This is a genomic window from Variovorax sp. J31P207 (assembly GCF_030316965.1).
GTDB lineage: Bacteria > Pseudomonadota > Gammaproteobacteria > Burkholderiales > Burkholderiaceae_C > Variovorax > Variovorax ginsengisoli_B.
In genome coordinates this window covers 547044-567566 of the sequence record NZ_JASZYN010000004.1, presented here as the reverse complement: position 1 = coordinate 567566, position 20523 = coordinate 547044, and the positions used below count along the sequence as shown (strand labels likewise).

At 68.8% G+C, this 20523-nt stretch carries 20 protein-coding genes; 10 read left to right on the top strand and 10 right to left on the bottom strand.

Going from position 1 to position 20523, the window contains the following annotated elements; genetic code table 11:
• Window positions 1-9 precede the first annotated feature (9 nt).
• Entirely contained in the window at window positions 10-1365 is a 1356-nt protein-coding gene (locus QTI68_RS17310; protein ID WP_286523016.1) for a 3-deoxy-D-manno-octulosonic acid transferase, read from the top strand.
• 90 nt (window positions 1366-1455) lie between these two features.
• Window positions 1456-1845 (top strand): VOC family protein, encoded by a 390-nt coding sequence (locus QTI68_RS17305; protein ID WP_286523015.1) that lies wholly within the window; start codon window positions 1456-1458, stop codon window positions 1843-1845.
• 82 nt (window positions 1846-1927) lie between these two features.
• Here QTI68_RS17305 and QTI68_RS17300 read toward each other — a convergent pair whose 3' ends face one another.
• Window positions 1928-2137: a hypothetical protein gene (locus tag QTI68_RS17300; RefSeq protein WP_286523014.1), complete on the bottom strand. Its 210-nt coding sequence runs from the start codon at window positions 2135-2137 to the stop codon at window positions 1928-1930.
• Between the two features lie 56 nt (window positions 2138-2193).
• Window positions 2194-3024, bottom strand: coding sequence for an isocitrate lyase/PEP mutase family protein (locus tag QTI68_RS17295; protein ID WP_286523012.1), 831 nt, complete (start codon window positions 3022-3024; stop codon window positions 2194-2196).
• 174 nt (window positions 3025-3198) lie between these two features.
• On the opposite strand from QTI68_RS17295, the gene QTI68_RS17290 reads away from it, so the two are divergent.
• Genes QTI68_RS17290 through QTI68_RS17270 form a run of 5 tightly spaced genes read left to right on the top strand, consistent with a single transcriptional unit; the run spans window position 3199 to window position 7736 of the window.
• Window positions 3199-4065 carry a branched-chain amino acid ABC transporter permease gene (locus tag QTI68_RS17290; RefSeq protein ID WP_286523011.1) on the top strand — a complete coding sequence of 289 codons (867 nt, stop codon included), beginning with the start codon at window positions 3199-3201 and terminating at the stop codon, window positions 4063-4065.
• Window positions 4065-5072 carry a branched-chain amino acid ABC transporter permease gene (locus tag QTI68_RS17285; RefSeq protein ID WP_286523010.1) on the top strand — a complete coding sequence of 336 codons (1008 nt, stop codon included), beginning with the start codon at window positions 4065-4067 and terminating at the stop codon, window positions 5070-5072. Before QTI68_RS17290 ends, QTI68_RS17285 begins: the two co-directional genes overlap by 1 nt.
• The gene (locus QTI68_RS17280; protein ID WP_286523009.1) at window positions 5065-5829 is read left to right on the top strand and encodes an ABC transporter ATP-binding protein; all 765 of its coding nucleotides are present in this window, start codon (window positions 5065-5067) and stop codon (window positions 5827-5829) included. Before QTI68_RS17285 ends, QTI68_RS17280 begins: the two co-directional genes overlap by 8 nt.
• Complete coding sequence (locus tag QTI68_RS17275; RefSeq protein WP_286523008.1) at window positions 5816-6523, top strand: ABC transporter ATP-binding protein; 708 nt, start codon at window positions 5816-5818, stop codon at window positions 6521-6523. The genes QTI68_RS17280 and QTI68_RS17275 overlap by 14 nt, the downstream gene beginning before the upstream one ends.
• Before the next feature lie 46 nt (window positions 6524-6569).
• Window positions 6570-7736 (top strand): ABC transporter substrate-binding protein, encoded by a 1167-nt coding sequence (locus QTI68_RS17270; protein ID WP_286523007.1) that lies wholly within the window; start codon window positions 6570-6572, stop codon window positions 7734-7736.
• Between the two features lie 19 nt (window positions 7737-7755).
• Here the strand turns inward: QTI68_RS17270 and QTI68_RS17265 are convergent, their stop codons facing one another.
• Complete coding sequence (locus QTI68_RS17265) at window positions 7756-9615, bottom strand: alkyl/aryl-sulfatase (RefSeq protein WP_286523006.1); 1860 nt, start codon at window positions 9613-9615, stop codon at window positions 7756-7758.
• A complete protein-coding gene (locus QTI68_RS17260) occupies window positions 9599-10582 on the bottom strand; it encodes a Bug family tripartite tricarboxylate transporter substrate binding protein (RefSeq protein ID WP_286523005.1) in 984 nt (327 codons plus the stop codon). Before QTI68_RS17260 ends, QTI68_RS17265 begins: the two co-directional genes overlap by 17 nt.
• Window positions 10583-10679: 97 nt before the next feature.
• On the opposite strand from QTI68_RS17260, the gene QTI68_RS17255 reads away from it, so the two are divergent.
• Window positions 10680-11657 carry a LysR family transcriptional regulator gene (locus QTI68_RS17255; protein WP_286523004.1) on the top strand — a complete coding sequence of 326 codons (978 nt, stop codon included), beginning with the start codon at window positions 10680-10682 and terminating at the stop codon, window positions 11655-11657.
• On the opposite strand, the gene QTI68_RS17250 is transcribed toward QTI68_RS17255, so the two are convergent.
• Genes QTI68_RS17250 through QTI68_RS17225 form a run of 6 tightly spaced genes read right to left on the bottom strand, consistent with a single transcriptional unit; the run spans window position 11587 to window position 19369 of the window.
• Window positions 11587-13146, bottom strand: coding sequence for a TolC family outer membrane protein (locus QTI68_RS17250; protein WP_286523002.1), 1560 nt, complete (start codon window positions 13144-13146; stop codon window positions 11587-11589). The genes QTI68_RS17255 and QTI68_RS17250 overlap by 71 nt on opposite strands.
• Before the next feature lie 51 nt (window positions 13147-13197).
• The gene (locus QTI68_RS17245; protein ID WP_286523000.1) at window positions 13198-13536 is read right to left on the bottom strand and encodes a rhodanese-like domain-containing protein; all 339 of its coding nucleotides are present in this window, start codon (window positions 13534-13536) and stop codon (window positions 13198-13200) included.
• A 13-nt stretch (window positions 13537-13549) separates the two neighbouring features.
• Window positions 13550-14236 carry a protein-L-isoaspartate O-methyltransferase family protein gene (locus tag QTI68_RS17240; protein WP_286522999.1) on the bottom strand — a complete coding sequence of 229 codons (687 nt, stop codon included), beginning with the start codon at window positions 14234-14236 and terminating at the stop codon, window positions 13550-13552.
• 19 nt (window positions 14237-14255) lie between these two features.
• A complete protein-coding gene (locus tag QTI68_RS17235) occupies window positions 14256-17483 on the bottom strand; it encodes an efflux RND transporter permease subunit (RefSeq protein WP_286522997.1) in 3228 nt (1075 codons plus the stop codon).
• 12 nt (window positions 17484-17495) lie between these two features.
• The gene (locus QTI68_RS17230; RefSeq protein WP_353506428.1) at window positions 17496-18683 is read right to left on the bottom strand and encodes an efflux RND transporter periplasmic adaptor subunit; all 1188 of its coding nucleotides are present in this window, start codon (window positions 18681-18683) and stop codon (window positions 17496-17498) included.
• A gap of 8 nt (window positions 18684-18691) precedes the next feature.
• A complete protein-coding gene (locus QTI68_RS17225; RefSeq protein ID WP_286522995.1) occupies window positions 18692-19369 on the bottom strand; it encodes a TetR/AcrR family transcriptional regulator in 678 nt (225 codons plus the stop codon).
• Between the two features lie 98 nt (window positions 19370-19467).
• On the opposite strand from QTI68_RS17225, the gene msrA reads away from it, so the two are divergent.
• Window positions 19468-20019 carry a peptide-methionine (S)-S-oxide reductase MsrA gene (gene msrA / locus QTI68_RS17220; RefSeq protein ID WP_286522993.1) on the top strand — a complete coding sequence of 184 codons (552 nt, stop codon included), beginning with the start codon at window positions 19468-19470 and terminating at the stop codon, window positions 20017-20019.
• A gap of 61 nt (window positions 20020-20080) precedes the next feature.
• Window positions 20081-20464 carry a hypothetical protein gene (locus QTI68_RS17215; RefSeq protein ID WP_286522992.1) on the top strand — a complete coding sequence of 128 codons (384 nt, stop codon included), beginning with the start codon at window positions 20081-20083 and terminating at the stop codon, window positions 20462-20464.
• The last annotated feature ends 59 nt before the right edge of the window (window positions 20465-20523 follow it).

Sequence of the window (20523 nt, the reverse complement as noted above, 5' to 3'; positions counted from 1 at the left end):
GGCCCGAGCGTGCGTTCGCTGCTGCTGCGCCTCTACGGCGCCTTCACCACCCTGGCCCAGCCGCTGGTGCGGCGCAAGCTGCGGCGCCGCGCCGCGGCCGAGCCCGGCTACGCGCAGGCCGTCGAGGAGCGCTTCGGCCACTACGGCGCCGAGGCCGTCGGCACCGGCTGGTGCTGGATCCACGCGGTGTCGCTGGGCGAGGCGCGGGCGGCCGGCATCCTGATCGAGGAATTGCGCCGGCAGTACCCGGGCATCCCGATCCTGCTCACCAACGGCACCGCCACTGGTCGCGAGGAGGGCGCCAAGCTGCTGCAGCCCGGTGACCTGCAGGTCTGGCAGCCCTGGGATTCGCCGGGCGCGGTGGCTCGCTTTCTCGATCGCTTCCGGCCGCGCATCGGCGTGCTGATGGAAACCGAAGTCTGGCCTGAGATGACGGCCGCCTGCACCGAGCGCGGCATTCCGCTGGTGCTGGCCAATGCGCGCCTCAACGAGAAGTCGCTGGCCGGGGCCGAGCGGCTCGCCTGGCTGGCGCGGCCCGCTTACTCGGCGCTGGCCGCCGTGTGGGCCCAGACCGAGGCCGATTCGCATCGGCTGGTGTCGCTGGGCGCCAAGGTCGCGGGCGTCTACGGCAACCTCAAGTTCGACGCCACGCCGGACATGCGGCAGCTCAGCGCGGCGGCCAAGCTTCGCGGGCAGCTGCCCAAGCCGATCGTGGTCTTCGCAAGCTCGCGCGATGGCGAGGAGCGGCAGCTGCTCGAGGTGCTCAAGCGCTTTGGCGCGCTGGCGCCGGTGCCGCCCGAGCAGGAAGCCGTTCGATCGATCGCCCGCCGCGTGCACGACGTGCAGTGGATGATCGTGCCGCGGCATCCGCAGCGCTTCGACGAAGTCGCGGCGCTGGTCGAGTCGCATGGCTTCGCGGTGGCGCGGCGCAGCGCCGCCGGCGCCCCGGCCGAGTCCGAGATCTGGCTCGGCGATTCGCTTGGCGAGATGGCGCTCTACTACGGGCTGGCCGACGTCGCGCTGCTGGGCGGAAGCTTCGAGGCGCTGGGCGGCCAGAACCTGATCGAGGCCGCGGCCTGCGGCTGCCCCGTGATCATGGGTCCGTCGACCTTCAACTTCGCGGAAGCGGCTGAGCTGTCGCTGGCGGCCGGTGCCTCGCAGCGGGTGCCCGACATGGAGCACGCCGTGACGGCGGCGCTCAAGCTGACCGAGAACCCCGAGCGCCGCGAGGCGATGTCGCAGGCCGCGCTGGCCTTCGCCAACGCCAATCGCGGGGCGGCCGAACGCACCGCCACAGCACTGCTGGCGATCGCGGAGGCGGCCTCGCCGGTGGGCGAGGAGCGGGCGGAGCCGCGGCTGGAGTAGGTCGCCGACCTGGCGGGCGTGGTGAAATCCTGATTCAACGCAGCGAGCTCCTCATCGTTCGCTGCGATCACTGCCCCACAGGACGCCGTCATGCGCATCGAACACATCGCCCTCTGGACCCAGGACCTCGAGCGCTTCAAGCGCTTCTACGTCGACTACTTCGGTGCCGTCGCGGGCAGCGGCTACGTCAATCCCGCGAAGGGCTTCGCGTCCTGCTTCCTGAGTTTCAGTGACGGTGCGCGCATCGAGGCGATGACGACCGCCACGCTGAAGCCGGTGGTTATCGAGCCGGGCGCCCAGCGCATGGGCCTGACGCATTTCGCCGTGTCGCTGGGCTCCGAGAGCGCGGTCGACGAACTGACGCAGCGCCTGAAGGCCGACGGCTACCCGGTGCTCGACGGGCCGAGGCGGACCGGCGACGGCTACTACGAGAGCGTGGTGCTGGATCCGGATGGCAACCGGATCGAGATCACGGCATGATTCGAGCGGGGCAATTGACGAGCCTGAGTTCCGCCGTGTGGAGGGGCTGTCGGTCGAGAACTGGGTGACAGCGCCCTGACCCTCAGCGTCCCGGCAGCTCGACCCGATGCGCCGGCGGCAACAGGTAGCCGTCGCGGTACACGCCCTGGATCAGTCCGCTGACGCGGTCGTTCGAGCGGGCCGTCACGAATTCCCGCTCCGAGGTCTGGTAGACCACGATCGTGCAGGGAATGCGCTTGCTGAGGGTGCGGGCGACACCGGTCGCCTGGCTGGAGGTGGGATAGGTGTTCATGAGAACCATATCGGCAGCGCATCTGAATGCTGAAGGGCTGCGCCGCCGTATCGATCTCAGGCGTCGCGACCCTTGAAGAACGCGTTCAACTCGTTCCCCGATGCAGCCTCCGCGAAGCCGTCGAAGCGCCCCTCGTCGGCGAGGCCGCGTGCGGCGCGGATGAACCCGCCCCACGCCGCGCGCGCGAGCGCGCCGCCGACGCTGACCCGCCGCACGCCCAGCGCCTCGATGTCCTTCATCGTCAGCTCGCTGCTCGAACCGACCAGCAGGTTGACCGGCTTCGGCGCCACCGCGGCGACCACGGCCGCGATCTGCTCGCGGGTGCGGATGCCCGGCGCGTAGAGGCAGTCGGCGCCGGCCTCCGAATAGGCCTTCAGGCGTGCGATGGCGTCGTCCAGATCGGGCCGGCCGGCGAAGAAGTTCTCGGCCCGCCCGACCAGCAGCACGTCGCCGCCGGCTTCGTCGATGGCGGCGCGGGCGGCGCGCAGGCGCGCCACCGCAACGTCGATGTCAAACAGCGGATGCGCGGGATCGCCGGTCGAATCCTCGATCGAAAGACCGGCCACGCCGGTGTCGATCGCCAGCCGGACGCTCTGCGCGACGCCTGTGGGATCGGAGGCGAAGCCGCTCTCGAAGTCGGCATTCACGGGCAGGTCGGTGGCCGCCACGATGGCGCGCAAGTGGGCCAGCACGGTCTCGCGCGACAGCGCGCCGTCGGGCCGCCCGAGCGACCAGGCGCAGCCCGAGCTGGTGGTGGCCAGGGCCTTGAAGCCGAGGCCTTCGAGGTAGCGCGCGCTGCCGATGTCCCAGGGGTTCGGGAGCACGAAGGAGCCCGCGGCGTGGAGCGCGCGGAAGTCGGCGCATTTCTGGGCAACGGTGCGTGTCATGGGGGACCTCCAGGAGCCGCATTCTGCACCCTACCGCCCGGTAGGAGCGCGAGTCTCCAAGGCGACGCCGCCTCCGGACAAACCTTAGTCGGCGCCGCCGCGCCTGCTTCCACAATGGCCCGGCGCGTTCGATGCAGCCGCGGCTGCATTGCCTGGGTCACACCGAGGAATCATGTGGAAATGTTCTTTCAGCAACTCCTGAACGGCCTGACCGTCGGGGGTGTCTACAGCCTGGTGGCGCTGGGCCTGACACTGGTCTACGGCATCCTGCACGTGCCGAACTTCGCCCATGGCGCGTTCTACATGGCGGGCGCCTTCGCGGGCTACTACCTGATGGCCAAGCTGGGCCTCAACTACTGGCTCGCGATGGCCGGCGCTGCCGCGATCGTGGCGGCGATCTCGATGCTGACGCAGCGGCTGGTGTTCCACCCGCTGCGCAACGCGCCCGAACTGCACGACATGATCGCCGCCATCGGCGTGCTGCTGTTCCTCGAGGCCGGCGCCCAGGCGCTGTTCGGCGCCGACTTCCATCGCATGCCGACGCCCTACGGCCAGGTGGTCGAGGTCTTCGGGCTGACGGCGCCGCTGCAGCGGCTCCTGATCATCGCCGGCGCCTTCGGCCTGATGGTGCTGCTGCACCTGTTCCTGAACCACACGGTGATCGGCTCGACCATCATCGCGATGGCCCAGAACCGCGACGGCGCCGCCCTGGTGGGCATCGACGCCACGCGCGTGACCCTGCTGGTGTTCGCGATCTCGGGCGCGCTGGCCGCGGTCGCGGCAGTGCTCTATGCGCCCATCAACCTGGTGTACCCGGCGATGGGCAACCTGGTCATCACCAAGGCCTTCGTGATCATCATCCTGGGCGGCATGGGCAGCTTCCCGGGGGCGATCGTGGGCGGGCTGATCATCGGCATGGCCGAGAGCTTCGGCGGCTTCTATTTCTCGACCGACTACAAGGACATCATCGCCTTCGTGCTGCTGGTGGTGATCCTGTCGTTCCGCCCGCAGGGCCTGTTCACCGCCAAGGGAGCGCGCTGATGAACTGGCTGCAAGCCAAGTCCGGCTGGGCGCTGCTGGCCGCGGCGGCGCTGGTGTTCCCGCTGTTCGCGCAGAACAACTACCTGATCTCGGTGGCGACGCAGGCCTTCATCATGGCCATCGCCGCACTCGGCATGAACCTGATCACCGGCTACGCCGGGCAGTTCAATCTCGCGCACGGCGCCTTCATGGCGGTCGGGGCCTACACGGTCGGCATCCTCACGGTCGACCACCAGGTGCCGTTCTGGATCGCCTTCCTGGCGGCCGGCGGGGTGACCGCGGTGCTGGGCTACTTCATCGGCCTGCTGTCGCTGCGCCTGCGCGGCCACTACTTCTCGATCTTCACGCTGTGCGTGAGCTACATCATGTTCCTGCTGATCGAGAAGTGGGAAAGCCTGACCCACGGGCCGGTCGGCATCATGGGCATCCCGGCGCCGACCGGCATAGGCCCGCTGCAGTTCGGCACGCCGCTGTCGCAGTACTACCTGGTGCTGGCCTTCCTGGTGCTCGGCCTGTGGATCATGGCGCGCATCGTGCGCTCGCTGCTGGGCCGCAGCTTCATGGCGGTGCGAAACAGCGACGACCTGGCCGAGGCACTCGGCATCGACCTGATGCGCACCAAGACGCTGTCCTTCGTGCTGTCGGTGGTCTACGCCGGCTTCGCGGGCGCGCTCTATGCGGGACAGGTGCGCTTTCTCGGCCCCGACCTGGCGAGCGAGGCCGTGACCTTCGACCTCGTGATGTTCGTGCTGGTCGGCGGCATCGGCACCTTGCTGGGGCCGCTGCTCGGCACCTTCCTCGTGACCTGGCTGACGCAGAGTCTGCAGTTCCTGCAGGACTACCGCATGGTGGTGTTCGGCCCGGTGCTGATCGCGTTGATCATCTTCCTGCCGGACGGCATCGTCGGCACCTGGCTCAAGCGGCGGGCCCAGCGCGCGGATGCGGCGCAGGCCGCGAAGGCGGCCACCCCGGGCGCCGCGGCGCAGGAGGCGCAAACCAATGCTTGAAATCGAATCGCTGACCAAGCAGTTCTTCGGCCTCACCGCGGTCGACGACATCTCGACCCGCTTCGAGCGCGGGCAGGTGAGCGCGATCATCGGGCCCAACGGCGCCGGCAAGACCACCTTCTTCAACCTCGTGGCCGGCACCCACAAGCCGAGTTCGGGGCGCATCCGCTTCAACGGGCAGGATGTCACCGGCCTCAGGCCCGACCACGTGGCCAAGCTCGGCATCGCGCGCACCTTCCAGACCACGCACCTGTTCGACAACGCCACCGTGCTCGACAACCTGATCGTCGGCCACCGCCTGCGCACCAGGTCGGGCCTGTGGGACGTGCTCGCCAACACCCGCCGGCTGCAGGAAGAAGAGCGGCTGTGCCGCGAGAAGGCGCGCGAGGCGCTCGACTTCGTCGGCCTGTCGCATGTGGCCCACCGCATTGCCGCCGACATCACGCAGGAGGAGCGCAAGCGCGTCGCCTTCGCGCTGGCGCTGGCGACCGACCCCGAGCTGCTGCTGCTCGACGAGCCGGCCGGCGGCGTGAATCCCGAAGAGACCGTGGGCCTCGCGGCCCTGATCCGCAAGCTGGTGGACCATGGCAAGACCGTCTGCCTGATCGAGCACAAGATGGACATGATCATGCGACTGGCCGACAAGATCGTCGTCCTGAACAACGGCGCCAAGATCGCCGAGGGCACGCCGGAGCAGATCCGCCGCGACCCGCAGGTGATCGAAGCCTACCTGGGAGCCGACCATGTTGCGGTTTGATGGCGTCGACCTGCACTACGGCAGCTTCCGCGCGCTCTCGGGCGTGACGCTGCATGCGGCGCCGGGGGAACTGGTGGTGCTGCTCGGCGCCAACGGCGCCGGCAAGACCTCGATCTTCATGGCCGCCAGCGGCATCCACAAGCCGAGCGCCGGCAGCATCCGCTTCGGCGAGCGCGAGCTGGTGGGCCAGCGGCCGGCCCAGATCGTCGCCTCGGGCCTGGTGCACTGCCCCGAGGGACGCAAGCTGTTTCCGATGATGTCGGTCAAGAAGAATCTCACGCTCGGCGCCTACGTGCACCGGCGCGATGCGGCCGGCATCCAGCGCTCGCTCGACGAGGTGTTCGCGCTGTTTCCGGTGCTGGCGCAGAAGCAGGACCATCCGGCGGGTTCGTTGTCGGGCGGCCAGCAGCAGATGGTGGCGATCGGCCGCGCCTTGCTCGGCCGGCCCAAGCTGCTGCTGCTCGACGAGCCCTCGCTCGGCCTCGCGCCGCTGATCGTCAAGCAGGTGTTCGAGGTCATCCAGCGCATCAACCAGGCCGGCACCACGGTGCTGCTGGCCGAGCAGAACGCCTACTCGGCCCTGGCGATCGCCGACCGCGCCTATGTCATCGAGCGCGGGCGCATCGCGCTCGAGGGCGACCGCGATTCGCTGCTGCACAACGAGGCGGTGCGTGCGGCATACATCGGCGCCTGAGACCTCATTCCTTTCCTGCATCGTTCAACCACCCGGAGACACCCGTATGAGCATCACAACAAAAGCCTTGCCTCTCGTCGCCGCCCTTGCCGCGGCCTTCGGCGCCGGCAGCGCCTTCGCACAGGAAACGGTCAAGATCGGCTTCACCGGCCCCTTGAGCGGCGGTGCCGCGCTCTACGGCAAGAACGTGGTCAACGGCATGGAGATGGCCATCAAGGAGATCAATGCCGCGGGCCTCGAGGTCGCCGGCAAGAAGGTCAAGCTCGAACTGGTGGCGCTCGACGACAAGTACGCGCCGGCCGAGGCGGCGATCAATGCACGCCGCCTGGTGCAGCAGTACCAGAGCCCGGCGGTGTTCGTGCCGCACTCGGGCGGCATCTACGCGATGCAGGCCTTCAACGAGCAGGAGAAGTTCATCGTGATGGCGTACTCGAGCACGCCGAAGATCACCGAGACCGGCAACAAGCTCACGATCCGCATCCCGCCGACCTTCAACTCCTACATCGAGCCCTTCACCAGCTACGAGATGAAGAAGTTCGGCAAGAAGGTCGGCATGCTGCCGGGCGACCACGAGTACGCGAAGAACTGGACCCAGCTCTTCGGCCCGGCCTGGGAGAAGGCGGGCGGCACGATCGCCTCGAACAACCCGATGTCCTACAACCGCTCGGCCGACTTCTACAGCGGCGTGAGCCGGGTGCTGGCCGAGAAGCCCGACGTGCTGTTCGTCGGCGGCCCGTCGGAGCCGACCGCGCTGGTGGTCAAGCAGGCACGCGAGCTCGGCTTCAAGGGTGGCTTCCTGATCATGGACCAGGCCAAGCTCGACGAGATGGCCAAGGTCACGGGCGGCCTGGCGCCGCTGGAAGGCTCGATCGGCGTGCTGCCGGTGTCGTACGACGAAAGAGTCGGGCCCAAGACCTTCGCCGCCGCCTACCGCAAGGCCTACGGCGCCGACAAGGACCCCACCACCGAGTCTTCCTACAACTACACGCTGACGCACGCACTGGCCAGCGCGATGAAGCTCGCCGGCACCACCACCGACGCGGCCGCGATCCGGGCCAAGATCGGCGAGGCGCTGACCAAGCTGCCGAAGGAAACCAACGCCGGCGAATTCAAGGGCGTCGACGCGGTCGGCGGCACCATCGTCGATCCGCTGGTCGCCACGGTGGAGGGCGGCAAGATCAAGCCGGTCAACCTGAGCGAACTCGCGAAGTAGGCGCCGGCGGCCTGCTGCATCAGGGCTCGACGACGTTGAACATCGGTTCGAACTCGTCGAGCATGCCGAGCAGGGCGTGGACCTTGCCGGCGTCGCCGTCGACCGCGATCCGCCCGGCCTCGATGCCACTGGCGATCGCGGCGGCGATGCCGGCTTCATTGGCCAGCAGCTTCGCCAGGCCGTCGCGGCTGACCGCGATCGACGCATCGGCGGCGCCCGCGGCATGGGCGTCGCAGGGCCGGTAAGTGAGGGCGGCGTTGGCCAGCGTCAGGGCCCAGTGCTCCGGCGCGTCGACGAGATGCCAGGCCAGGCTCATCCGGTGGCCGCTGGCTCGCTCCGCGACCAGTCGGATCGCCAGGCAATCCAGGAACATCTCCATCGGCACCGCCTTGAGCAGGTCGTAGCTCATGCTGCGGCGCCTGGCCGCCGGCACGCCCACCCGAAGCTCGCGGGCGGCCAGCAGGTAGGCATTGCGCCAGGTGGCCGATTCGCTCGCGAAGCCGAGCGCCTCGAGCGCTGCGGCGCACAGGGTGCGCGCGGCCTGGTTGCCGGGGTCGGCGAACACCAGGTGGCTCGCGACCTCGGCGACCCAGCGATGTTCACCGCGCTGGAAGTCGGCCTGGGCGCGTTCGAGCAGCGCGTCGGCGCCGCCCATGTAGGCCACGTAGCGCGCGCCGGCTTCGACCGGCGGCAGCGCGTGCAGCCGCGACGGGTTGCCGTCGTACCAGCCCAGGTAGTGCTGCACCACGGCCTTCACGTTGTGGACCAGCGTGCCGTAGTAGCCCTGCGCATGGGCGACGTCGATCAGTTCGGGCGGCAGCCGCAGCAACTCGGCGATCTCGACCGCGGTATGGCCCTGGTTCATGAGCCGCACGGTCTGGTCGTGCACGTACTTGTACAGGTCGCGCTGTTGGGCGATGAAGCGGGTCAGCGTCTCCTGGCCCCAGGTCGGCCAGTTGTGCTGCGCGAAAACGACGTCGGCATGGGGCGCGAACTCGTGCAGCGCCTCGTCGAGGTAGCGCGACCACAGGCGGGCGTCGCGCACCTGGGCGCCGCGCAGCGGACACAGGTTGTGCATCGTGTGCTGGCCCAGCTCGGCGAGGTTGAGCGCCCGCAGCTGCGGAAAGAAGAAGAACATCTCCGAGGGCGCCTCGCTCTCGGGCGCCAAGGCAAAGACGATCTCGATGCCGTCGACCATGTGGCGCTCGCGCTCTTTCTCGATCGTGCGGGTCGGCGGGATCAGCGTCACGGTGCCGTTCGGCAGGCTCTTGCCGAGGCCGCAATCGACCTGGCCGCAGGCGCCGCGCTGCAGCGTGCTGCCGAACTGGAACTGCGAGCGCCGCGACATCGCGTTGCCGGCGATCATGTTCTCGGCCACCGTGTGCCAGAGGAAGCCGGCCGGCGCGATGATTGGCACACCGCGGCGGATCGCGTCCTCTTCGTCGATGACGCCGCGCACGCCGCCGAAGTGGTCGACGTGGCTGTGGCTGTAGATCACCGCCGTGACCGGCCTGTCGCCGCGCTGCTCGCGGTACAGCGCGAGCGCCGCCGCCGCCGTCTCGGCGCAGGTCAGCGGGTCGATCACGATGACGCCGCGCTCGCCTTCGATGATCGTCATGTTGGCGAGGTCGAAGCCGCGCACCTGGTAGATGCGCTCGCACACCTCGAACAGGCCGTGCGCCATGTTGCGGCGGGCCTGCTGCCAGAGGCCGGGGTGGACCGTGGACGCAGGCTCTTCGGCCTCGAGGAACTCGTAGCCGGCCAGGGTCCAGACGATGCGCCCGGCGGCGTCGCGAATCTCGGCGTCGGGCCAGCTGGCGATGAAGCCGCGGGTGGTGGGGTCGGGGTTCTGCATCATGGTCTCAATCAAGTTTTGCACCGGAGACTTTCACGAGCTTCTCCCAGACCGGCCAGGCGGCGTCGTAGCTCTGGTGGAACTGTTCGGGCGTGGTGCCCATCGGCACCATGCCCAGCATCTCGAAGCGCTTGACCAGTTCGGGCGAGCCCATCGCCTGCTGCGCGGCCTGCTGCAGCCGTGCGATCACCGGCTTCGGCGTGCCGTGCGGCACCGCCAGGGCGAGCCAGCCCGACATGCGGTACTCGGCGTCGGCGAAGCCCGACTCGGCGAAGGTCGGCAGGGCGGGGAACTGCGGCATGCGCTGCTCGCCGGTGATCGCGATGGCCCGCAACTTGCCGCCGTCGAGGTAGGGCTTGGCCGAGACGATGCTCGCGAAGGTGAAGCCGAGCTGCCCACCGACCAGGTCCTGCAGCATCGGCGCCTCGCCCTTGTAGGCCACGTGCGTGATGGCCGTCTTCCACGACTGCGCCATGTGCGCGCACGCCAGGTGCGGGTAGGAGCCCGCGCCCCAGGAGCCGCAGTTGCCGCCGGCCGCCGTGGCCCGCAGCTCGCGCTGCAGGTCGGCGACGCTCTGGATCTTCGAGGCCGCCGGCACCACCAGCATCAGCGGGGCGGTGGCGACCTGCGTCACCAAGCCGAGCTCCTTGCGCGGGTCGTAGGGCAGCTTCTCGTAGAGGAACTGGTTGGTCAGCAGCGACTGCGTGAGCCCGACCAGCACGGTGTAGCCGTCGGGCGCGGCCTTGGCGACCGCGGCGGTGCCGAGGATGCCGCCGGCACCGGGCTTGTTGTCGATGATCACCGGCTGGCCGAGCAGCCGGGTCATCTGTTCGGCCAGCGAGCGTGCCACCACATCGGTGCCGCCGCCGGCCGCATAGGGCACGACCATCGTCACCGGCTTGCGCGGATAGTCCTGGGCCTGGGCCGCCGCCTGCCAGCCCACAGCGGCCAGCAGGATGCCGGCCATCCCCCACCTGAATGGCAACTTCATTGCGTCTCCTTGAATGTCTAGCTGCCGCTCATTCTGGGCAACCGAGAATCTGATGGCCAATGCAAAATAAGGCTTTCAATTTGTACTAATACGCAAAATGCAGTTGCGCCAGCTCCAGCATCTGGTCGCCCTGGCCGAACAAGGCAGTTTCGGCCGCGCCGCCGAGGCCGCGCACCTGACGCAGCCGGCGCTCTCGCGCAGCATCGACAAGCTCGAGGAAGACCTGGAGGCGCGGCTGGTCGACCGCGCCTATGGCCAGGTGCGCTTCACCGCCGCGGGCGAGCTGGTGCTGGCGCGCGCCCGCGAGCTGCTGGCCGATGCCAGCCAGGTGCGGCGCGACGTGCGCATGCTGCAGGGCCTGTCGACCGGCAGCCTGCAGGTCGGGCTCGGTCCCTTCGCCGCCGGCATGCTGGGGCGGCCGGCGTTGTCGCTGATGGCGCAGCGCCACCCGCAACTGGCGGTGCGCATCGACGTGGCCGACCCGAATTCACTGAGCGAGCGCCTGCACCGGCGCCAGCTGGACCTGTTCATCGCCGACACCCGCGATCTCAAGAAGCAGCCCGGCCTGCAGTTCAAGCGGCTGCCCAATGTGGCCGTGTCTTTCTTCGTGCGGGAGGGCCATCCGCTGCTCGAACACGAGGGCGTGACGCTCGACGAGGCGATGGACTATCCGGTGGCGAGCCCGAACCTGCCGGCCGCCGTGGCTTCGCATTTCGACAAGCAGGTCAAGCGGGTCGACCGGCCGGTGTTCAACATGGTGTGCGACGACCTCGGCACGTTGCGGCATCTGGCGCTGACCGCCGACGCCGTGATCCTGGCACCCGACGCAGTCGGCCTGAATCACGGCACCGAGTCATTGCTGCGCCTGAGCCTGAAGCGGCTCACCCGCATGCAGACGCACTACAGCATCGTGATGCTCGCCAACCGCACGCTGTCGCCGGCTGCGCTGGCCTTCACCCGCCTGGTCCACGACATGATGATGGACCCAGCGGGTGCATCCGGGCCTAGCGGGTCGGCAGCTGCTCGATCACCGGCGGCGGGGGCGGCACCGGCATCGCCGGCGGCTGCGGATTGAAGGGCGGCGTGACCACCGGCGGCACCACCGGGACGGCCGAGGTGCCCGGGCGCGGCAGCGAGGCCGGCGGCACCGGCACCGGGCTTTGCGTGGCGGCCGAGGGCTGGTACGGCGAGGCTTCGCTCTGGACGCTCGCGCGCCCGCCGATCGCCAGCGTGTCGTTGATGGCCTGCAGGTCGTCGGCGCTCAGCGTGCCGTTGGCCTGGCGCAGCTTCAGGTTGCCCACCAGCACGCCGTAGCGCGCCACCGCGAGGTCGCGCTTGGTCTGGAACAGCTGCGCCTGCGAGTTCAGCACGTCGATGTTGATGCGCACGCCCACCTGGTAGCCGAGCCGGTTGGCGTCGAGTGCGCTCTGGCTGGAGGCTTCGGCGGCTTCGAGCGCCTTCACCTGGCCGGCGCCCGAGATCAGTCCGAGGTAGGCCGAGCGCGTGGCCTGCGAAACGCTGCGGCGGGTCGACTCCAGCGTCTGGCGCGAGTTCTCCTCGAGCGCCAGCGTCTCCTTGACCCGGTTCTCGGTCGCGAAGCCCGCGAACAGCGGCATGTTGAAGACCAGCGCGATGCTCGCGGCATTGACGCGCACCTTGCCGGTGGTGGTGCTGGTGGTGCTGCCGTTCGGGTTGTTCGTGACGTTGTAGCCCAGCTGTGCATCGAGCGTGGGCTTGTGGCCGGCCTGGGCCTTTTCGACCTCGAGCTTCGCGACTTCCAGGCCCAGCCGCGCCTGGTCGATCGCGGGATGGATGTCGTCGGCCTGCGTGACCCAGGCATTGATATCGGCCGGCTGTACCGCCGGCAGCGCCACCGGCGCCGCCAGCGGGATCGGCTGGGTGCCGGTGCGGCCGACCAGCTGGTCGAGCACGATCTTCTTGACCTGCAGGTCGTTCTCGGCCGCGATTTCCTGTGCCAGCACCAGGTCGTAGCGGGCCTGGGCCTCGCGGGTGTCGGTGATGGTCGAGGTGCCGACCTCGAAATTGCGCTTGGCCGAGGCCAGCTGTTCGGCGACGCCGATCTTCTGCGCCCGCACCAGCGCCAGGCTGTCCTGGCTCGAAAGCACGTCGAAGTAGGCCTGGCTGACGCGCACCACGAGATCCTGTTCGGCGATCTTGAGGGTGTCCTCGGCGATGCCGAGCTGCCGCTTGCTCTGCTCCCAGACGGCCCAGTTGGCGGGCCGGTAGAGCGGCTGCGTGGCGTTGATGCCGGCGGCCTGTGTCGGGATGCCGCGGTTCAGCGAGAGGCTGTCGGTCGACAGCTCCTGGTGGGTGGCGGTGGCGTTGGCCGACAGCCCGACCGCCGGCAGGATGCCGGCCTTGGCCTGCGCGGCCCGCGCCAGATTGGCGTCGTACTGCGCCCGTGCACCCTGGTAGGTGGCGTCGTAGCCGCGCGCGGCATCGTAGAGTTCGATCAGGCTCTGGCCATGGGCCGGCAGCGCGATCGCCGCTGCGAACACGGTCGCGAGCGCTGCCGAAAGAGGAAGAGGCCTGGGCACGGGCATGAAGCGTCCTTGGGGATACGAAAATCGGGGCGGGGCGGCGGCGCGGGCCGCTCAGTAGCGCGGAACGGAGGGGTCGTGCTGGGCCGACCAGGCATCGATGCCGCCGGCGATGTTCGCCACCTCGTCGAAGCCGTTCTGGGCCAGGAAGGCGGCCACCCGCTGGCTGCGTGCGCCGTGGTGGCAGAGGCAGGCGATGCGCTGGCCCGGATCGAGTTCGCTGACGCGAGCCGGGATCTCGTTCATCGGGATCGTCGCCAGCGTGAAGCCCATCGGCGCCACGCTCGCGGTCTGCAGCTCCCAGGGTTCGCGCACGTCGAGCACCACCGGCCTCGCGTTCGGATTCCTGGCGAACCAGTCGGCAAGCTCGGTCGGGCGGATTTGATCGATCATGAAGGGCAGGGGGTCAGAAGTTGAAGCGCGAGGGCGCGGGGAAGTTCAGGAGCCGCGGCGCCACGGTGTCCCAGGGCTGCAGCACGTCCCACTTGCCTTCGCCGGTGCGGGTCACGAAATGGGCGCGCATCATCGGTTCGTCGCCGACCACGGCCGCCAGCCGGCCGCCGATGTTCAGCGAGCCCAGCAGGCCCTGCGGGATGCGCGCCACCGAGCCGCTCAGCACGATGACGTCGAAGGTCGGGCCGCTGGCCAGCGGCGTGGCGCCATCGGCATGGCGCACCTCGACGTTCGTGACGCCGTTGCGGCGCAGGTTGGCGGCGGCGAAGGCGGCCAGGCCGGGGTCGATCTCCAGGCTCAGCACCTGGGCCGCGCGATGGGCCAGCAGGGCGGCCATGAAGCCGGAGCCGGCGCCGATCTCGAGCACGCTCTCGTGCTTCTGGATGTGCAGGTCCTGCAGCATGCGGGCCTCGACCTTGGGCGAGAGCATGCACTGGCCGGGTTCCTTGGCGGTGCTGGCGCCCTCGAGCGGGATCTCCATGTCGAAGAATGCCAGCGCACGGTGCGCCTCGGGCACGTAGTCCTCGCGCCGGATCTGGGCCAGCAGGTCGAGGATGTCGAGATCGAGCACGTCCCAGGGACGGATCTGCTGTTCGATCATGTTGAAGCGCAGGCGCTCGAGCGTGGGGGTGGGGTTCATGGGGTCTCTCCTCGCGGACTCAGGACAAACTTTCGATTTTAGGCGTCGCCACGGGCGTGGCTTCGGCGACCGGCTTCGGCTGGCCGGTCCAGCGGCGGCGGGCCCAGTTGGCCAGGTCGTCCATGTAGCAATAGACCACCGGCACCACCACCAGCGTCAGCAGCGACGAGGTGATGACCCCGCCGATCACGGCCTGGCCCATCGGCGCGCGCTGCTCCGAGCCTTCGCTGATCGCGAAGGCCAGCGGCACCATGCCGAAGATCATTGCCAGCGTCGTCATCAGGATCGGGCGCAGCCGCACGCGGGCCGCCAGCAGCAGGGCCTCGGCGCGCGGCAGGCCCGGCACCGGCGTGCCGTCGTCGGCGACGCCGGGCTCGCGCGCGCGGATCGCGAAGTCGACCAGCAGGATCGCGTTCTTGGTCACCAGGCCCATCAGCATGACCACGCCGATGATCGAGAACATCGACAGCGTCGAGCGGAAGATCAGCAGCGCCAGCACGACGCCGATCAGGGTCAGCGGCAGCGCCGTCATCAGCGCCAGCGGCTGCAGGAAGCTCTTGAACTGGCTGGCCAGGATCATGTAGATGAAGATCACCGCCAGCGCCAGCGCCGAGACCGCGTAGCCGAAGGACTCCTGCATGTTCTTGGTCGAGCCGCTGAACTGCCAGCCATAGCCCGGTGGGAAGGCAATGCCGGCCAGCGCCGCGCGGACGTCGGCCGAGACCTCGCCGGCCGAGCGGCCGTCGACGTTGGCGTTGATGCTCACCTCGCGCGCCAGGGCGCGGCGGTTGATCTGGTTCGGGCCGGTCGATTCGCGCACCTCGGCCACTTGCGCCAAGCGCACGATGCGGCTCGAGCCGTCGGCATTGGCGCCGACCGCGGTGCTCAGGAAGGGCAGGCGGGCCAGGTCGGCCGGCGAGTTGCGCACCTCGGGCGCCAGGCGCACGTTGACGTCGTAGGTCTGGTCGTCGGGCGCGCGCCAGTTGCCCACCGTGGTGCCGGCCACCAGCGTGCGCAGCGCGGCCGCGATCGGCGCCACGCCGAGGCCGAGGTCGGAGGCGGCATCGCGCCGGATCACCACGCTGACCGTCGGCTTGTCGGGCTTCAGGCTGGAGTCGAGGTCGACCAGGCCGGGGATCGGGCGGATCTTGTCCATCACGCGAACGGTCAGTCGCTCGAGCTCCTTCAGGTCGGGCCCCTGCAGCGAGAACTCGATCGGCTTGTTGCCGCCGACCGAATCGCGCAGGCCGACGTGCGTGACCGTGATGCCCGGAATGGCGCGCAGCCGCTCGCGCAGCACGGTCGACATCTGGTCGACGCTGCGGCTGCGCGCGCGCCGGTCGACCAGCCGCACGTAGATGCTGGCGTAGATCTTGCCCTGGGCGTCGCCGCTGTTGATGGTGGTGAGCGTGTAGCGGACCTCGGGCATCTCGCGCAGCACCGTCTCGACCTGGCGTGCCTTGGCCTCGGTCACTTCGAGCGAGGAGCCGACCGGGGTGTAGAAGCTGATCGAGGTCTCGGAGAAGTCGGCCTTGGGCACGAACTCGGTGCCCAGCAGCGGCACCATGAAGATGCTGCCGATGAAGATGCCGATGGCCGCGAACACGGTGGCCAGCTTGTGCACCAGCGCCCAGCGCAGGATGCCCTGGTAGCCCTCGGCCAGCCGCTCGGTGGCGCGGTCGAACCAGCCGGTGACGCGGCCGATGGTCTTGTCGTAGAAGGTGACGGGTGCTTCGTTCTTGCCGTGCTTGTCGATCGCCGGGTCGTGCCAGATGCTCGACATCATCGGGTCGAGCGTGAAGCTCACGAACATCGAGATCATCACGGCCGCCACGATCGTGATGCCGAACTCGTGGAAGAACTTGCCGATGATGCCTTCCATGAAGCCGATCGGCAGGAACACCGCGACGATCGACAGCGTGGTCGCCAGCACCGCCAGGCCGATCTCCTGGGTGCCGTCCAGCGAGGCCTGGTAGGCCTTCTTGCCCATCTGCACGTGGCGCACGATGTTCTCGCGCACCACGATTGCGTCGTCGATCAGGAGGCCCACGCACAGCGACAGCGCCATCAGCGTGATCATGTTGATCGTGAAGCCGAACATCGCCATGAACCAGAAGGTGCCGATCAGCGCGATCGGCAAGGTCAGGCCGGTGATCACGGTCGAGCGCCAGGAGTTCAGGAACAGGAAGACGATGAGCACCGTGAGCAGGGCGCCTTCGATCAGCGTCTGGCGCACGTTGTCGACCGCCACCCGGATCGGTCGCGAGGCATCGGCGATCGGCTCCAGCCGCACGCCCGGCGGCAGCTGCGGCTTGATCTCGGCGATCGCCTTGACCAGCCCGTCGACCACCTGGATGGTGTTCTCGTCCTGCGCCTTCTGCACTGACAGCAGCAAGGTGCGCTGACCGTTGTAGAGCGCCAGGCTGTCGATCTCCTGGGCGCCGTCGCGCACCGTCGCGACCTGGTCGACCCGGATCGGCGCGCCGCCCTTGCGGGCCACGATGATGCGGCCAAAATCCTCGGGCCGCTCCATGCGGGCGTCGATCTGGACCACGCGGTCCTGTTCGAGCGAGCGCACCGAGCCGACCGGCAGCGCCTGGTTCTCGCTGCGCACCGCATCGACCACCTGGCTGGCGCTGACGCCGAAGGCTTCCATCGCCTGCGGATTGAGGTAGATGTTGATCTCGCGCTTGGTGCCGCCGACCAGCGTCACGGAGCCGACGCCGCGCACGTTCTCCAGCCGCTTCTTGAGCACCTGGTCGGCCCAGTTGGTCAATTCGACGGCGCTGGGCTGCTTGTCCTTGTCGCCCTCGGGCAGTACCGCCACCGACCAGACGGCGCGCGAGGCCGGGTCGAAGCGCAGCACGCGCGGGTCCTTCACTTCGTCGCGGAACAAGGGCCGCACGCCGGCCACTTTCTCGCGCACGTCGTCGGCGGCCTTGCGGCCATCGACATAGAGCTGGAACTCGATGATGACGACCGACTGGCCCTCATAGCTGCGCGAGGTCAGGGCGTTGATGCCGGCGATCGAGTTGACGCCTTCCTCGATCTTCTTGGTGACTTCGCTCTCGACGATCTCGGGCGAGGCGCCCGGGTACTCGGTGATCACCACCACCACCGGGAAGTCGATGTTCGGGAACTGGTCGACCTGCAGGCGCTGGTAGGAGAAGGCGCCCAGCACCACCAGGGCGAGCATGAGCATGGTCGCGAAGACCGGATTCTTGAGACTGACGCGGGTGAACCACATGCCGTGCCAGCCTCAGGGTGCGCTGCGTGCCGAAGCGGCGGGGGCCGGCGCGGCAGCCGCCGACACCGGCGTCAGGCGCACGGCCGTGCCCTGGCGCAGCGGCCCGAGGCTGCCGGCCACCACCACCGCGCCCTCTTCGATGCCGCGCACCGCGACCATCGTCTGGCCGTCGAGCTGGCCGCGCAGGCCGGTCTCGACCGGCCGATGCGCGATGCGCCCGTCGATCACCACCTGCACATAGGGCGCCGGCTTGTCGGTGCGCACCGCGGTCAGCGGCAGGGCCAGCGTCTCGGTGCGGCCGACGTCGATCGTGCCCTGCGCGAACAGGCCCTGGCGGAAGCCGGTGCTGCGGTCGAGCCGCAGGTAGACCAGCACGCTGCGGCTGCCGGCCTGGGCGCTCGGATTGACCCGCACCACGCTGGCGCCGACCGTGCGCTCGCCGCTCTTCGGGTCGGCGACGCCGCCGCCCTCGATCTGCAGGGTGGCACGCTGGCCCACGCGCACTGCCACCGAGTCGGCCGCGGCCAGCGTGGCCTCGACCTCGATGCGGCTCAGGTCGACCACTTCGATGATCTTGGCGTCGATGGCGACGCGCTCGCCGGACTGGGCGAGGCGCTGCGCCACCTGGCCCGCGATCGGGCTCTTGAGCACGGTGTCGTCGAGCGACTTGCGGGTCATCTCGACCGCCGCCAGCGCGGCGCGATGCGTCGACAACGCCGAATTGAGGTTCGATTGCGAGGTTTCGAGCGCGGTGCGCGAGATGAAGCCCTGCTCGACCAGCGCCTTGTTGTTGTCGAAGGTGCGCTGCGCCACCTCGGCCTGGGCGCGGGACGAATCGGCCTGCTCCTGGGCCTGCCGCATGCGCGACTGGTATTCGACCGGATCGATGCGTGCGATGACCTGGCCGGCGGCCACCGTGTCGCCCTCGCGCACCGTGAGGCCGATCAGCTCGCCGGCGACGCGGGCCTTGACCTGCGCCGAATCGACCGCCCGCAAGGTGCCCGAGACCGGCAGCGTCTCGGCCAGCTCGCGGCGGGCGACGCGCACCACGTCGGTGGCCGACAGCTCGACCACCGTCTCGGTCGCGGCCGAGCCGGTGCCGGCCGCCAGCTTGGCCTGCTGCGCCTTGCGCGCGCCGATGGCACGCAGCGCGCCGGCCGCGATCAGCACCAGGACCAGGACCGCGATGGCCCATTTCATCGTTCTTTTCATTCGGCAGCCTTCGGCGTGCGGCAGAGGCCGTGCAGCACGGTCTCGGCCTGGAGCGCCAGGTATTTCTCGGGGTCGATCGTGGAGGTGTGATCGAAGCAGATCGCAGGCGAATGCTTGGTCAGCATCAGGAAGATCATCGGCGCGATGACGGTGTAGATCGCCAGGTCGACCTCGACCGGCGCGAACTCGCCGCGGTCGATGCCGCGCTGGACGATGCGTCGCAGCAGTTCATGCCCCGGCTTCACGACTTCGCGGCGATAGAACTCGGCCAACTCGGGAAAGTTGCGCCCTTCGCTCATCATCAGCTTGGTCAGGCCGGAGGCCTTGGTCGCGCCGACCCGCTCCCACCAGACCCGCATGCAATAGCGCAGCATGTCGGCGGTGCTGCCTTCGTATTCGTCGAACTCGCGGTTCCACTCGGTGAAGCGGCCGGCCAGGTTCTCGATCACCACCGCCTTGAACAGCTCTTCCTTGCTCTGGAAATACAGGAAGAGGGTGCCCTTGGAGACGCCGGCACGGGCCGCGACTTCTTCCGAACGGGTGGCGGCGAAGCCTTTCTCGACGAACAGGTCCAGCGCCGCCTCCAGCAGTTCGCCCGGACGGGCTTCCTTGCGCCGCTCGCGCTTGGCGCTCACGGGACACAGCTTGTCCTTGAGGAATCGGGAGGCGGGCATGGTATTAATGACTGGCGGGTTAGTAATGTAGTGAGGGTGTTGCACTGCGTCAAGCCGGCACAATGTGCAGTTCGTCTCGAAACTTCGCCGGAGTTGCCATGTCATCCCCATCCTCGCCCACCGAAACCATCGTCCTTGGCGGTGGCTGCTTCTGGTGCACGGAAGCCGTGTTCGACCGCGTGCAGGGGGTGCTCGACGTCGAATCGGGCTACAGCAACGGCCAGACCGTGAATCCGAGCTACGAACAAGTCTGCACCGGCCGCACCGGGCACTCCGAGGTGGTCAAGGTGACATTCGACCCGGCCGAGATCTCGCTGCACGAGATCCTCGAGATCTTCTTCGTCGTGCACGATCCGACGACGCTCAATCGCCAGGGCAACGATGTCGGCACCCAGTACCGCAGCGGCATCTACTACCTCGATGCGGCGCAGAAGCAGGTTGCCGAGGACGTGATCCGCGAGATCGGGGAGAGCAAGACCTACCGCTCGCCGATCGTGACCGAGGTGGAGCCGCTGGCCAACTACTCGGCCGCCGAGGCCTACCACCAGGACTACTTCCTGAACAACCCGAACCAGGGCTACTGCGCCTTCGTGGTCGGTCCCAAGGTCGAGAAGTTTCAGAAGACTTTTGCTGCTCGGGTGAAATCCTGAGACCTTGCGGGACAGACCAAGAAACTGCGTAGCAGTTTTTGCTCTGTCCTCAACTGACTAAATGCCTTCCCCCCAGCGCCCCCTCCGCACCCGCACCCTGTTGTGCGTGCTGGCGTTCGCGCTCTGGGCCGCGACCACGCTGGGCCTCCTGCACGGCACGCTGCACGGCGCGGCGGCACATGCACATCCCCATGCCGATGCCGCCACCGCTGCGGTTGCCAGCAAGGCGGCCGCCTCGCGCGGGTTGTCGGCGCTGTTCGGCGTCCACACCGAGGCCGAGTGCCGGCTCTACGACCAGTTGTCCCACGGAGCGGCCGCGCCTTGCGTGCCGCCGGTTCTCCTGCCGGTGCTGCTGCCGGCCGCCAGCTTCGTCTGGCTCGAGGGCGAGGTCTTCGCCCGCTGGATCGCGCTGTTCGACGCCCGCGGTCCGCCTTCCACTCGCTGAATCCCCCGCGTTTCCCGGTTGCCGACCCCGCCTGGCGGGGCGCGGCCGGCTGTCCATCG